The sequence below is a fragment of the Thalassobacillus devorans MSP14 genome (assembly GCF_000496835.1).
GTDB classification, from domain to species: domain Bacteria; phylum Bacillota; class Bacilli; order Bacillales; family Halobacillaceae; genus Thalassobacillus; species Thalassobacillus devorans_B.
Map to the genome: position 1 here is coordinate 404297 of NZ_KI543237.1, position 15476 is coordinate 419772.

At 44.4% G+C, this 15476-nt stretch carries 8 protein-coding genes; 2 read left to right on the forward strand and 6 right to left on the reverse strand.

Annotation, left to right across the window (positions count from 1 at the left end):
- Positions 1-156 precede the first annotated feature (156 nt).
- Positions 157-2682 carry a PIG-L family deacetylase gene (locus P855_RS0112430; RefSeq protein WP_028783878.1) on the forward strand — a complete coding sequence of 842 codons (2526 nt, stop codon included), beginning with the start codon at positions 157-159 and terminating at the stop codon, positions 2680-2682.
- Between the two features lie 343 nt (positions 2683-3025).
- On the opposite strand, the gene P855_RS0112435 is transcribed toward P855_RS0112430, so the two are convergent.
- From P855_RS0112435 to P855_RS0112460, 6 genes are all read right to left on the reverse strand, one after another.
- Complete coding sequence (locus tag P855_RS0112435; protein WP_028783879.1) at positions 3026-4321, reverse strand: M20 family metallo-hydrolase; 1296 nt, start codon at positions 4319-4321, stop codon at positions 3026-3028.
- 4 nt (positions 4322-4325) lie between these two features.
- Positions 4326-5570 carry a metal-dependent hydrolase family protein gene (locus P855_RS0112440; protein WP_028783880.1) on the reverse strand — a complete coding sequence of 415 codons (1245 nt, stop codon included), beginning with the start codon at positions 5568-5570 and terminating at the stop codon, positions 4326-4328.
- A 17-nt stretch (positions 5571-5587) separates the two neighbouring features.
- Positions 5588-6757: a hypothetical protein gene (locus tag P855_RS0112445; RefSeq protein ID WP_028783881.1), complete on the reverse strand. Its 1170-nt coding sequence runs from the start codon at positions 6755-6757 to the stop codon at positions 5588-5590.
- Between the two features lie 118 nt (positions 6758-6875).
- Positions 6876-8651 (reverse strand): helix-turn-helix domain-containing protein, encoded by a 1776-nt coding sequence (locus P855_RS0112450; protein WP_028783882.1) that lies wholly within the window; start codon positions 8649-8651, stop codon positions 6876-6878.
- 152 nt (positions 8652-8803) lie between these two features.
- Positions 8804-10762: a PTS fructose transporter subunit IIABC gene (locus P855_RS0112455; RefSeq protein ID WP_028783883.1), complete on the reverse strand. Its 1959-nt coding sequence runs from the start codon at positions 10760-10762 to the stop codon at positions 8804-8806.
- A 98-nt stretch (positions 10763-10860) separates the two neighbouring features.
- A complete protein-coding gene (locus P855_RS0112460) occupies positions 10861-12777 on the reverse strand; it encodes a BglG family transcription antiterminator (protein ID WP_028783884.1) in 1917 nt (638 codons plus the stop codon).
- A 184-nt stretch (positions 12778-12961) separates the two neighbouring features.
- On the opposite strand from P855_RS0112460, the gene ppsA reads away from it, so the two are divergent.
- Complete coding sequence (gene ppsA / locus P855_RS0112465; RefSeq protein WP_028783885.1) at positions 12962-15325, forward strand: phosphoenolpyruvate synthase; 2364 nt, start codon at positions 12962-12964, stop codon at positions 15323-15325.
- Positions 15326-15476: the final 151 nt, after the last annotated feature.

The following is a 15476-nucleotide window of genomic DNA, read 5'->3' on the forward strand; positions in this document are numbered from 1 at the left end:
AACCTGATATATAAGCACTTTCATTGAAAGCACATCTTTTTTACTATAAAAATAGCCCAATAGTAAGTTCCATTTTATGGGTTATAACTAGTATAATTGAATTAGTTAGGAACCTTAACTAACTAAAATTGAAAACGATTACAAAGGAGGATTCATTTGAAAAAAGTAGCACAGTTACTGTTAAGTTTCGTATTGTTGCTCGCTGCATTTATCCCCGGAGTCAGTCGGGCAGAAGAAACTCCTGACCCTGCTTTAGACCTTTGGGAAGCCGTCGTACCATTGACTACAACTGTCAGTTTTATGAACACAGGAGCCCACCCGGACGATGAGCGAAGTCAGTTTTTAGCTTACCTGTCCAGAGGACTTGGTGTACAAACTTCCTTCCTTCTTTCTACACGAGGGCAAGGAGGTCAAAATGAGATTGGTCCGGAACTCGGCGACCCGCTCGGTATGATTCGGACTAGAGAACTTCAAGCTTCCTCGAAAGTATTAGGAATCGATATCTTCTTCTTGAACCAAAGCTTCGACGATAGCGTAAAAGACTTTGGTTTTTCCAAATCACCTGAAGAAACCCTGCAAAAATGGGGAGAATCCCAAACCTACGAAAGACTTATCCGGTATATTCGTGAATTCAAACCGGATATCATCATGCCTTCCTTCCGTAACGTAGATACACAACACGGCCATCACCGCGCTATGAACTTATTGACGAAAAGAGCCTTTGAAGATGCAGCAGATCCTTCTGTGTTCCCAGAGCAGTTAGAAGAAGGACTGACGACATGGCAAATCAAAAAGCTATACTTGCCAGCAGAAACAGAAGAACAGACAACTACTACAATTGAAATTGGAATCAAAGATGAGAAATATGACATGACATACCCTCAACTGGGAGAAAAAGCAAGATACCTGCATGAATCTCAAGGAATGGGCCGAGATGTGGGTGAGGGATCGGTAACAGTCAATCTTGAGCTCGTTGCATCTACTGTAGGTGACATTCCTGAACAAGAAGACAGTATTTTCACCGACCTGCCATATGATTTCAGTGACTTTGCAAAAAAGATGTCCAAGGGCGGAAATGCATATAAAAACAAGCTTGTCCGCTTACAAGATCAGTTGGAAAATGTAAAAGAAGCATACCCTTCTCATGAACAGGTGTTAGATAACGCACAGCAAACACTGACAGACTTACGTAAACTCGAAGAAAAAATTTCTAAAGGAACACAACTTTCTGAAGAGTTGAAGACTACTTTGCTCCAGAAGTTGCAAGTCAAAGAGAAACAGCTGACAGAGACTATTTTCACTGCAGCTCAACTGGAAGTAGAAATTCAGGTAGAAGATTCTCAATTGACTGAGGCAGATCAAACAGGAGTAAATATTACTGTCTCAAACAACGGGATGGATTCCATCAAGGGATTAGATGGAGAATTGACTACCCCGGAAAATTGGGAGATTGAAGGAAATCCTGGCGCTATCAATCTTGAACCTGGTAAACAGCAGACTTTCAATTATAAAGTGACTGTACATGGAAATGACTTTTATGATGCCTATGACAAGCCAGCTATTTCAGCTGAACTAAGCTTTTCCACAGAAAAAACCGAAGTAGAAAAGGTTTTCTACCCGGATGAACGAGTAGCACTGCTTCCGAAAGTTTCTTTACAAGTCGATCCTGAAAACCTGGTGATCAATACAGCTGATGTGCGAGATAACATTCCAGTAGAAGTAACAATCGAAAAATTTGCTGAAGGGGAACTTGATACGGAAGTTGCACTGCAATTACCGGAGAATTGGAGTTCTGAACCAGCATCAAAATCGGTGAGCTTTTCTGCTGATGAAAGTGAGAAAACAGTGACTTTCACACTGACGCCGCCACCATCTGTGGTAGAAGGTTCATTTACCATCACTCCTGAGGCTGAAATCAATGGGTCAGTGGTTAGTACATCCGTACAAACCATCCAATATCCACATATCGGTACAGATTATTACTTGTATAATGCTAAAGTAGACGGGGTATCTTTCCCATTACACTACCCGGAAAACTTGAAAGTAGGCTATGTAGATAGTGGGTTTGATAAAGTTGCAGACCAGCTTTCTAATATCGGAATCGATATAACCAAACTTTCCGAGGAAGACTTAGCCAGCGGAAATCTCTCCCAATACGATACGATTGTCACTGGGATCAGAGCATATTTGTCCCGGGAAGATTTACTTGCAAACAATTCACGACTTTTGGAATACGTCAACCAGGGAGGTCATTTAGTAGTCCAGTACAATAAACCATGGGATAACTGGAATTCAGACACAACAGCACCATACAAATTGGTCATCGGCCAGCCCTCTATTGAATGGCGTGTTACACATGAAGATGCACCAATCACTGTCTTGAAACCTGAATCTCCTTTGTTCAACTACCCGAATACGATCAAACAATCTGATTGGGAGGGTTGGGTACAAGAACGCGGCCTATACTTTCCAATGGAATGGGCAGACGAATATGAAACATTCGTAAGTGTCGGTGATCCAGGAGAAGATGAATTCACAGGCGGCATTTTGAAAGCAGATTATGGCGAGGGAACCTATATCTATAGCAACCTGGTGTGGTACCGCCAGATTCAAAATCAGGTTCCTGGAGGATACCGTATCTTTACTAACCTGATCAGCCAGCCTTACTACCAGGCAGAATAATCATTACACCCCGGGTCCTCCAATATCTGGAGGACCCGGGGTGTAATTTATTTTTTATTTCTATTAGTTCTATCAGGATAAAAACAGTTGGTCCATGAGAACAAGAAAGCCGCCAAGATATCCCATGATAGCAACAACCGTTAAGAAGGCTATTCCTAATACTCTAAAGAGGCGTTCCATTATGCTTGGCTCCCTTCTATTAATACATTGTAATTCAAACGTTATATTAGTAATATTTCCGCAATATTGTCAAGTTAAACTCCATTCAGCATTGCTCAGAATAAAATAAGACCCCGGGACATCCAGAAAATGGATGTCCCGGGGTCTTATTATTAATTCATTATCAATCGATTGACTCAATGTATGTTTTTAGCACATGTACCCCTTGGACGATATCATTTAAAGAGGACCATTCTTCTGGGTTATGACTGACTCCATTTTTGCTGTTAACAAACAACATTGCAACTGGAAGGTGATGACCGATGATAAGAGCGTCATGCCCCGCCCCACTTGGAATTTCCACTGGCTTAATATCGTGTTTTTCCAATGCCAGGCTTAGAAGCTGTTTCCTTTCATCGTCAATTGGAACCGGGGTTACTTCAAGGTTTTGCTGGTGGTTTGCTTTTACCCCGCAATTGTCAGCAATCCGTTCTGCTTCTTCGATTATTCTAAGCGTAAGTTCATTCCTTGTATCTGCATAGATATCGCGGATATCAACAATCAGGGATACTTTTCCTGGAATCACATTCGCTCCATTAGGGTGGACATGAAGCTTTCCGACTGTAGCAACCGCGGAGTCGCTCACTTTTCCCGGCAACTGATGTATCGTACGGACAAAGTCACCTGCTGCCACCAAAGCATCCTGCCTTTCTGTCATCGGCGTGTTCCCTGCATGACCGGCAACTCCAATAAAATCGACTTCCAGCCACGCCGGGCCAGCAATTCCCGAGACAATACCTACGGGCAGGTTTTGTGCTTCTAATTTAGCCCCCTGTTCAATATGTATCTCTACATAAGTCTTGATGCCGCTTAAATCCCGGGCTGCTTCAGCGAAGCTTTCCTCAGACAGACCGATATCTTCCATGACTTTTGCAAAAGAATTGCCATCCTGATCGACAAGTGTTCTTTGCAATTCCATATCGACTTCTCCTGCCATGGCCCGGCTTCCGGTCAGCCCGCTATTGAAGCGTGCCCCCTCTTCATCTGAAAAAATAGCTATTTCATAGGAATGGTTCGGCTGGTATCCTGTTTCCTTCCATGCTTCGACCACCTCCAGAGCAGAAAGTACCCCGAGCGGGCTATCGAAATGACCACCATTCGGGACACTATCTACATGGCCACCACTCATAATCGCAGGTAAAGAATGATCTTTCCCCTCTAAACGTCCAAACACATTTCCTGCTCCATCTTCCGACACGTTCAAACCGGCTTCTTTCATCCAAATTTTCATTAGATCTTTCGCTTGTTTTTCTTCCTTTGAAAAACCGATACGCCTGCTCCCGCCATCATCTGTCAGTCCGATTTCCGATATGGCATGGAACCGCTTGGCAAGCCTGTCTCCATTGATGCCTTCATACGTATAGTTTCCATCATAATCCTTGATTAATCTACCATATAAATCCCATTCTTCTGCTGCCATGTTATCACCTTTCTGTCAGATCTTTATAAATCTTGCCGTCTTTCATGACCATCACGATCCGGTCACTGTCTTCCAATGCGCGTATATCTGATAGAGGATCGACATCGGTCAAAATGATATCTGAAATTTTTCCTTCTTCCACTGTTCCGACTTTATCTTCCCATCCCAGGCACTCAGCAGCTGTTTTGGTAGTAGCGACCAGTGCTTCCATCGGAGACATGCCGATATCACACATCAGTCCAAGTTCTCTGAGATTGGTACCATGAGCCATCACACCTGCATCTGTTCCCATAGCAATTTTCACTCCTGCCTGGTATGCTTTCGCGATACTCTCTTTGTGAGCTTCAATGACTTCTTTTGATTTTGCAACAGCATAAGGCGCCATGCGGTCATTTTCTTTGCTGGACTCCAGCACGGACACAGGCGCAAGAAGAGTCGGTACTAAAAATGTACCGTTTTCCAGCATCAGTTCGATCGCTTCGTCATCGATATAGATGCCGTGTTCGATAGAATAGATACCTGCCCGGATTGCATTTTTGATCCCTTCCGCTCCCTGAGCATGAGCCATAACCTTTATCCCTTTTCGGAACTGCGCTTCTTCTACCATGACCTCCAGTTCCTCCAGGGAAAATTGCGTGAACTCAGGATGATCCGTCGGGCTTGAGACACCGCCCGTCGCATGGACTTTAATAACGTCCGCCCCTGCACGCAGCATTTGACGTACCGTCTTTCTTACTTCTTCTCTTCCGTCACAAATGGCATATGGCATCCCCGGATAAGTCTGCATCGTCGTATCGAACCCGGACCGATTCCAGTTGTCACCATGACCGCCAGTAGTCGTAATAGGATTGATGCTTACTTGCATGCGGGGGCCTTCGACCACTCCATCTTCCACTGCTTTTTTCATACCGAGATCGGAAAAACCGGCATCGCGAACCGATGTGATTCCAACATCGAGCGTCCTTTTCATATAGTGGACACTTTCATAAAAACGATAAGAAAACGGCGTCAGGATCGTGTCCTGGATGCTTTTTAATTCCATTGCCATATGGACATGGGTATCAATCAAACCAGGTAAAATATATTTTCCTTCCGCATCGATGACTTTGGCATCCTCCGGGACTTTTACATCAGTTACTGATCCAACCTGTTCAATTTTGTTTCCATTAATTAAAACAGCTGCTTCCTGAACTGGCTCGTTCCCTTTCCCATCTATCAACGTTCCATTTGTAATCAATGTGTAAGACATATTATCATTCTCCTTTTTTATAGCGTTCCTATTAAAATACTTGCGATAACAATGGAGCCTATCGTGACAGAAGTGAACCCGCCGATCAGCATGGGTGCTACGAGTTCATTCATAATCCGTCGCTGCTCCGCTTCATTGCGTCCAACACTTCTGCTCACTTCTTCTACTATCAGATAATCACCAGGAAAACCGTATAGTGCTGTTAACACGACAGGAATCGATTTCGTCGGTTTCCATTTAAAAATTTTTCCGCCAATAATGCCGCCGATGATAAGACCAGTTGTACCGATGACAATAATGAAGATAACAGGCAATAAAGCCGATACGACCTGATCCCAGGTGATGCCCACAAGGGAATTGATGACTACGATGATCAATGCCACCATGGCAAGACCGGTACTATTCGATTTATCAAGAGCACGGTCTGGATAAAAGCGAAACGCAGAGCCCGCTACCCCAATTGCCAGTGACCAGAGGCTGTAGTTGATGCCAGTGATACTGCCAAGCCAGGTAGCCAGAGCACCTCCAATGAATAACAGGAAGAGGATGAAAAAGTGACTTTGCATGAAGCGTGCTGGTATAATCAGCTTTTTATCTGGATCCGCTGCCAATGGACTGTCTGGCTGTTCTGTGGTTGCTACTGCTTCATCAGCCAGACTATCACGAATGCTTAGCGCATATTTACTCAATAAAATCGAAGTGAGCGGCATGCCGACAAGGTTTTGCAGAGCAAAAACAACTACCGGTATAGCTGCAATGGAGGTGTAGCCTGCTGCAGTCAAACCTTCTGAAGTCACGATGTAGGCGATGATCCCCCCTGTCAGTGGACCAGCACCAGCTACAGCAGTACTGTAATCGAAAAACAGCGTTATGAGAGAAAGCATAGTCACGACCGAAATAATTAATCCTATTACGGTAATGAGTACTGCCTGGTACTGTTTTTTTATCACTGGTAATGGAATTAATGTCCCCAGGTGTACAATTAAGACCGGAACAAGCACACTACCGGCAGCAACAAATGTAGATGCTTCAATGTATGATTCAGGCAAAATACCTGTCTGAAGCAATACGAATGTTGTGGCGATGACCACCAATAAGGTGGGAATCTTCGCTCTCGTAGATAACGAAAGTACTTCCCCTAATGCGATGATGGCAACAAGTAACAAAACAATATAAATGGGCTGCATAAATTCACGTCCTCTTTGATGTAATAGTCAAAATTATAAGATAATTCAGGACGATAAAACATATGGGTAACCGACAAATATAAACAATTATTTTTGTCGGTTACCCACAATCTTGATTCTATTCATCTAAATATTCTAAAATACTCAATCCAAGCTGAAGTTCAAAGGCTTTTTGCCCATTTAATTTTTCCAAACCCAATTGCTCGTATATAGTTTTTAAACGATATTTGATGGTATTGACGTGGACATACAGTTTCTTGGCACTTTGAGTCATGCTTTGATTCGTATCTAAATAAGTTTTCAAAGTTTTTAGCAGTTCTGTTTCATTTCTATTATCGTATCTTTTGATTACCCCTAAAACATCATTAGTATATTCGCGTAATTCTTTCCGATCCATTTTCAAGAAAAGACGATAAGGCCCAAGTTGTTGGTAATTCAGCATGTATTTCTCCTTATACGTCGATTGCAAAAACTCTATACAACGCCTGGCATCGTGATAGGAAATACGCACATCTTTCAACTTTTCTACCACCTGACCGAATCCTACGTTATTGGTGAGCTCCAACTGCTCTGCTCCCAGCTTGATTATGGTTTCAAATAGACTTTCCAACTGATGATAAACCTGGTTTTCATCTAATCTTGCGGAAACGGTGAACATCATCGTCACTTCCAGATTGCGGTCATATACCAGTGTTTTATATGGTAAACGGGAAACTTCCCGGTAAATAATCCGCATCATTTGCTGTTTCTTATCAGCGATTTTTTCAAAAGCGAGCAATGGATGTTTAATATAAAGCTGGGCCACTACATAATGATGGTGATCCAATTCCGGGAAATTAATTTTAGCAAGGTTAATTGATGATAAATCGTCATACGGGTCATGGATCAGTCGCTCTAATATGGTACCTGAATAACTGAAATCCTCTGCAACCAGACGCTCCTGCCGATCGATTTCCATAGCGAACACCGTAACCGCCTGCTCAATTGCGAAACGATCCAGAGGGTCAAGACTGGTACCCTTTTCAACCAGTATCGTAAGCAGTCCAAACGAACGCACCTCTGTGTGTATGGGGAAAAAATAGACCAGGTATTCCTTATCTTTGAGGAAGATCAGCTGAGAATTCAGTTTTGTTTGAAATACAGATTCATCCAGTAACGAAGTATAATTGTTCTTTAAATCTTTGGCTAAAGAGACAATAGGCTGCTCTGAAACAGCCAGCGTTTCCAATACTTCATTAAATACCATAACCGGCTTTTCAATCAGGTTGGAAAGGGAAACAGTAATGTCTTTTAGTCCACCTTTTGACAAGGATACCCTGGAGAGCTCTTCATGAATCCGTTTAGTCCGTTCATTTTGAGAAAATAATGTAGCATTTTCAATAGCAATGGTCGCCTGGCCTGCAAATGTTTCAAGTAATTGCAGATCGGAATCATCGAATTGTATATCTTCTTCGAAAATATCTACGGTCAGAACGCCGATACACTCCCCATTAGTGATTAATGGCACACAAATAGCACTGACCGGATATTCCATTCTTCCTAAGGAGCTCGCGTAAGTCTGCTCTGTTTTTGATGATATATTAGACATACCATAAGCTGTATCGGAGGGAGAAGAGAAAATTCTACCTTCCTTAGATAAGAATGTCCGTCCACTCATGCCTTCGCCTGGGCGTAATTTTATTTCTTGCATATAATCCATATCAAAGCCGATAGCACTTTTAGCATAGAGCATGTCCGATTGTTCGTCGTAAAGGAACAGCACGCTTGCATTCGCGCCACCAATCACATTAAGTACCTCTCTGATCAACTGCTCCAATACCTCGGAAAGGTCGCGCGTTGAATTTAACACTCGGACTGAATTTATTAAACTCATCAACCGTTTTTCACTTTCCATCAAATTGCCCCCTCCCTATTTCCACCAACTATTATCGACAAGCATACGTTATCCTCTCTTTATGGTAAAGGGGTTTTCCAAAACCCAGGTCGCGTTCCTGGTTACACTTCCTCAAAAAAAGCGAGCAGACATCTAATCTGCTCGCTTCCTTCTTACCGTATCGTTTCCAACAAACGATAAGCCTCTTCTCTCGTCTCCACATTCAGTAACTCATCTCTGAACTTCTCATCCATCAAGCGACGTGATAGCATTTGTAAGATCTTCAAATGGTCATCGCCCTGGCGCTCTTTTGGCACAGCAATCATGAAGATGAGTTTCGCATCGGTACCATCCATGCTGTTCCAGTCGACACCGTCACGCTTGATACCGAACACGACGGCTGGCTTTTTGACAGCAGTTGATTTTCCATGCGGGATGGCGATGTTCATGCCAAGTCCTGTGCTGCTTTCCTGTTCACGATCCAGGATCGCTTGTTTGAAATCTGCCTGTGAATCGAGTATGCCTTCTGCATTCAATGTGTCAATCAGTTCATCAATGACGTCATCACGACTCGTTCCTGCCAAATCGATATTAATTAATTCAGGTGTTGTGATGTCCGTCAGTTTCGTAATTTCTTTTGGCTGTTCTGGCTTCTCAGCTTCAATATCTGTAGCTTCTGCATCAGGTTTTTCAACAGATTCATCCTCCACAGCTGTTTCTCCAGCTGGCATACCAGTTACGGCCACATCTTTTTTCAAGAAGTTGACCATGAACGCGGTGACGACGACCCCGACAGCTAATGCAACAAAGAACATCAACACGTTGTCTACTGCTCCCAAGACCGCCACAATCGGGCCGCCGTGGGCGACACGGTCACCGACATTGCTCAGCATCGCGATTACGGACCCTGTCATCGAACCGACAACAATACTCGGAATGACGCGGAGCGGATCCTGAGCCGCGAATGGAATTGCGCCTTCGGTGATACCGAATAATCCCATCGTAAACGATGCTTTACCCGTTTCGCGCTCGGCCTGCTGGTATTTCTTTTTATTGATGAAAGTGGCCAATCCCATGCCGATTGGCGGGATAGCGATGGCAACTGCGATTGGTCCCATGATGCCATAGTTACCTTCTGCGATCATGGCAGCACCGAATAAGAACGCAACTTTGTTAAATGGTCCACCCATATCGACAGCGATCATGGCACCAAGAATCATCGCCAATACAATTGAACTTGTACCCTGCATGCCTTCAAGCCATCCGGTCAGTCCTTCAAATACACTGGCAACCGGTGCACCGATCACAAAGATGAACAGCAATCCGACAACCAGGGACGCCAGAATCGGAATGAAAATAATCGGCATGACTGGCTGTACAGCCTGCGGTACTTTGATTTTCTTGATAGCTAAAACAACATAACCTGCTAAGAACCCGGCGATGATACCACCAATGAAACCGGCTCCTGCTTCACTTCCATAAAAACTTCCATTGGCAGCGATATACCCGCCGATGACACCCGGCGCTAAACCAGGACGGTCAGCAATACTGACAGCAATGAAACCGGCCAAAATCGGTACCATGAATGTAAACGATGCTCCACCTAATGCTTCAATCTGCTTCCAGAATGAATCCTCTGGAATCTTAAGACCTCCAGGTGTCTGTTCACCGCCTAGTGCTAATGCGAGCGCTATCAAAAGTCCCCCGACAACGATAAACGGAATCATGTAGGATACCCCGTTCATCAAGTGACGATAAATTGGATTTTCTTTTTCCTTCTTTTGTTTTTTCACATCATTTACGGAAGCCGCACCCGCTTTGTAAACGGATACATTTCCTTCCTGAATACGCTGGATCAGCGCTTTAGGATCACGGATTCCTTCCTGTACGCCTACGACTACGAGTTTCTTCCCGATAAAACGTTCCTTGGAAACTTCTTTGTCACTGGCGATGATGATGCCGTCTGCTTCCTCGATATCTTTATCGGTCAGCGCGTTCTCAACACCTATCGAACCTTGTGTCTCCACTTTGATATCAACGCCCATTTCTTCGCCTGCTTTTTGCAAGTTTTCAGCAGCCATATACGTATGAGCGATTCCAACCGGACACGCGGTTACAGCTAGTATTTTCATGTGTTTCCACCTCACTCTTTTTTATTTGTAACCTTATGATACGACAATTTTCGCCATAAAAAATAATTCATTTTTACCGTAGCTCCGGTAAAAATGAATTATTGATCGAGCAGCCACATAATTTCCGTGGCATCTCCTGCTTCTGTTAACCTATGGACTAATTCATGGTTTTCACTAATGGTGGATATCGCCTGGATAAGTGGCTTCGTCATCACCTGGTCATCCTTTGCTATCGCCAAAAGAAACACAACGGAAACCTGTTCCCTTCCCCATTCCAATGGTTCACGCAGCACAGCCATCGCGACAGTGGAACGGTGCACCTCCTCCGAGTGGGCATGGGGAATAGCGATGCCGCCACCAATGGATGTCGCAGACGAACGTTCCCTGGCTAACGCGCTATGCGGGAAAACCGAGGTTACCCTTCCTTGTTCCATTAATCCATTGGCAAGCAGTTCGACAACTTCAAACCGGTGCTCTTGCTGGACACCTAAATAAATGAATTTTTCATCGATCAGCTCGATAAGTGTGTCCATCGCCTGATCGGCTTGGACCTCGTTTTCCATCGATTGCAAGAACTCATCGAGACGCTTTTTATCCTTACCTTCTAACAACGGGGAAACGACCAGGTTGGGTACATCGACCTCTGGAAGCGGTTTGGTCGAGACGATTAAATCAACCGGCTGTTCCCGCAGGGTTTCTTCCAGCTGCCATTCCCCTACAGCAGCTATCACATCAAATCCTGTATACGACTGTTCAAGTTTTGCCTGCAGTAAATGGGACATACCGACACCGAGATCGCAGACGATCAGCACTTTTTTTGCTTGATTCCGTTTCCTATGCAATCGTTCGACGGCTGCCTGGAAGTGAAGCACCAGGTAAGCTGCTTCTTCTTCCGGAAAAGTCAGATGATATTCTGTTTCTACCTCTTCCAATGCAAGCATGACCATACTGAACATGTAAGGATACTTTTTCTTAATCTCGCTGAGCAGTGGGTTCTGGATTGTGAACCCGAACCGGATCCGGCTGATCGTCGGTTCCATATGGGTGTGAAGTCCGGCCATCAGCGTCTGATCGGCAGAAAAATCAACCAGCGTAAGCTTCTGCAATTTTGAAGTTAATTCTTCAACGATTTCCGTTACCCCGGAGCCCTTTGCTTGGTTAAAGGGATGGTGGGTTCCTCTGCTGCTTAATAGATGTAACGCAAAGTAAACACGTTCTTCTTCCGGAAATGGCATGTTAAGCGTTCGCTCCAACCGCTTCAAAAACCAGGTCGCTATCCCGTATTCTTCTGTCTCTGCCACATTAGCTTCCCCGGCGCTTTCCAGCTGAATCGGTGCACGCTGGGCTGTGCGTTTGATCATGACTAAGGCATGAATCAGGAGACTTTCGAAGTCTCCTTCTCCCTTTAGCACAGAAAAATGGTGCTGCATTTCCTTGAGAAACTGCCGGACAATGTTCACCTCATAGGAAGGAAACAAGTTTACTATCTCTTTATTGTTCCCTGCACTGGAAGAAACGAGTTCCGGAAGACGGGCTAACGCATTCCGTTTCTGCAGCTCCCCGCCCTGGATGATATGACCGAGGCGCTGCCGGGAGGTCAATTCAAGATTAAATCGTTCCAGCCAGCGGGCAATCATGGCTAAATCATTTTTAATTACATTTTTGTTGACGAAATAGGTATCAGCCAATTGCGTCAAGGTAACAGGCCGGTCATTGACCAGCAAATGGTAAGTTATTTCAAGCAGGCGGTCGTCGGGAGACTTAATTTCCGAGTGATACAACTGGTCAAATAACCGGGACTTTTCTTCCTGTTTAATAGATAAACGAACGCCCAGTCCAGGCTTACGGATAAGCGAAGCGGCAGGATAAGCTTGCAAAAAAACCTCGACTGCTTTCAGATCGTTGCGCACCGTTTTTTCTGAACAATCCAGTTCACCCGCAAGCTCCTTCACCTGTTTGTAGCCGTCGGAATGCAACGCTAATATTCGTATCAATTCTTTTTGTCTGTCGTTCATATCAACCACCTGCTGCCTTCGTTTGAAATCATTTTCATTCTAACCCATAGCAAGTCAATCAACAAATCAGCGTCTCTTCCTCTATTAAAAGTGCTCATTTTATTAATATATACGAATAAAAGTATGACACAATAAAATTAATGTGTTATACTAAATTGCAAATCTGATATGGAGGAGATAGAAATTGATTAAGCAGCCGTATATTCGTTGGTTTGAAGAAATTCACAAGGAAGACATCCCCCTCGTTGGCGGGAAAGGTGCTAACCTGGGTGAACTGATAAACGGAGGTGTCAAGGTCCCTCCTGGTTTTTGCGTCACTGCCAAAGCATACAGTGACTTTATTGCCGAGCGTAACCTGGATAAGTACATACTCGAGTTGATCAATGGGCTGGATATTGAGAATCATGAACAGCTTCAAATTACGAGTGCTGAAATCAGAAACCTGATCCTTAAAACCGATATTTTAGAACCGATCGACAAGGAAATCCGTGAAGCATACGCACAATTCCAACGCAACCTTCAAGTGGATGACCTGTTTGTAGCAGTTCGCAGTTCTGCCACAGCAGAGGATTTACCGGAAGCCTCCTTCGCTGGCCAGCAGGATACGTACCTTGAGATTGAAGGAATTACAGAAGTCATTCACCACATAAAAAAATGCTGGGCCTCTCTTTGGACAGCACGTGCGATCTACTATCGTGAAAAACAGCATTTTGATCACTTTGATGTTTCGTTATCCGCTGTCGTGCAGAAAATGGTGAACAGTAAAAAAGCAGGAGTTTTATTCACCTCGAATCCAATAACGGAAGACCATAATCAAATGATGATCAATGCCAGCTGGGGATTAGGTGAATCCGTGGTGTCGGGGATGGTCTCCCCGGATGAATACATCGTTGATAAACGAGACAACCAGGTAATAGAAAAACATATTGCTACGAAAAATTTTTTGATCGTGAAAAATGAAAAATCCGTTGGAACTACCAAAGTCGCTGTTAAAGAATTTTTAGGAGAGGATCTCGTGACCCAACAGTGCCTGACGGAAACAGAAATCGATCAGCTATCTACCGACGCCCTTCGGATTGAAAGGTTATACAATTCCCCGCAGGATATTGAGTGGGCGATCGATAGCGACACGGATGAACTATATATTCTACAAGCACGACCGATCACCACATTAAAAGAGGAGGAAACAACTGTGATAGAACAAGCTCAAGCAGAATCGAACCGAGTGTCACTGTTACGCGGACTGGCTGCTTCTCCAGGAACAGGAAGTGGAAAGGTACGAAAAATCAAAGATATCACGGAAATATCCAAGGTGGAAGATGGTGATATTCTGGTTACCATCATGACGAACCCGGATATGATGCCTGCCATGAAAAAAGCAGCGGCCGTGGTTACAAATGAAGGTGGACGGACGTGCCACGCAGCTATCGTTTCACGGGAATTCGGCATACCTTGTATCGTCGGTTCAAACAACGCGACTGACGTCCTGGCAGAAGGTATGGAAGTGACCGTTGATGCGACCCGGGGTGTAGTCTATCAGGGAATTTTGGAAGACAAACAGGAAGAAACTAAGAATGATAGAAACATAGAGTCATCTGGGACAGAACAAATTAACCTGCACCAGCTGGCCCCGATTACAGGGACGAAAGTTTATATGAACCTTGGTGAACCTGATTTAATCGGCAAGTACAAGAACCTTCCTTTTGATGGCATCGGTTTGATGCGTACCGAGTTCATTTTCACTCACCTGGTCGGCGCCCATCCGATGTACCTGTTAAAGAACGGCGAAGAAAAACAATTTATCGATAAAATGGCAGAGGGAATAACAAAGGTAGCCCAGGACATCTATCCAAAGCCGATCGTCGTTCGTCTAAGCGACTTCCGGTCCAATGAATTCCGGGGTCTAAAAGGCGGCGAGGAAGTAGAACCGATTGAAGCAAATCCAATGATTGGCTGGCGTGGGGTTTCCCGCTACATCTCTCCTGAATACGAGGAAGGTTTCCGTCTGGAATGCCGGGCCATTAAAAAAGTCCGTGACGAATACGGCTTAGTCAACGTCTGGACGATGCTTCCTTTCGTCCGCACGACCTGGGAAGTAGAACGCGTCAAAGAAATTATGGCTGAAGAAGGTCTGAAGCAGGACCAGCAGTTCAAAATATGGATCATGGCAGAAGTACCATCTGTCATCTTCCAGGCCGAGGATTTCGCCCAATTAGTCGACGGATTCAGCATCGGAAGCAATGACCTGACCCAGTTGATTCTTGGCTCAGACCGCGATTCCGGCATTTTGAACACGATGGGATATTTCGATGAGCGTAACCCTGCTGTCAAACAAGCGATCAAAATGTTGATCCATGCTGCGCATAAACATGATAAAACCGTTTCGATTTGTGGTCAGGGACCATCTTTATACCCTGAATTCACAGAATTCCTGATCCAGGAAGGGATTGATAGTGTAAGTATCAACCCGGATACGGTGGCTGACACAAGAAGGCTGGTAGCATCTGTTGAGCAGCGGTTAATCCTCAACAAATTGAGATCTATATAATAGAAGAAACTAGTAAAGAGACTGAGACAAAAGTATATCGGTTAACAGAAAAGACAATTTGAGAAGGGTAAGAGTGAGCGTAGTCAAAATACGTAGACTCCTGGGGGAACAGCACGAGTCTGAAGACCCCGGAAGAAAGCGGTCTGTGTTT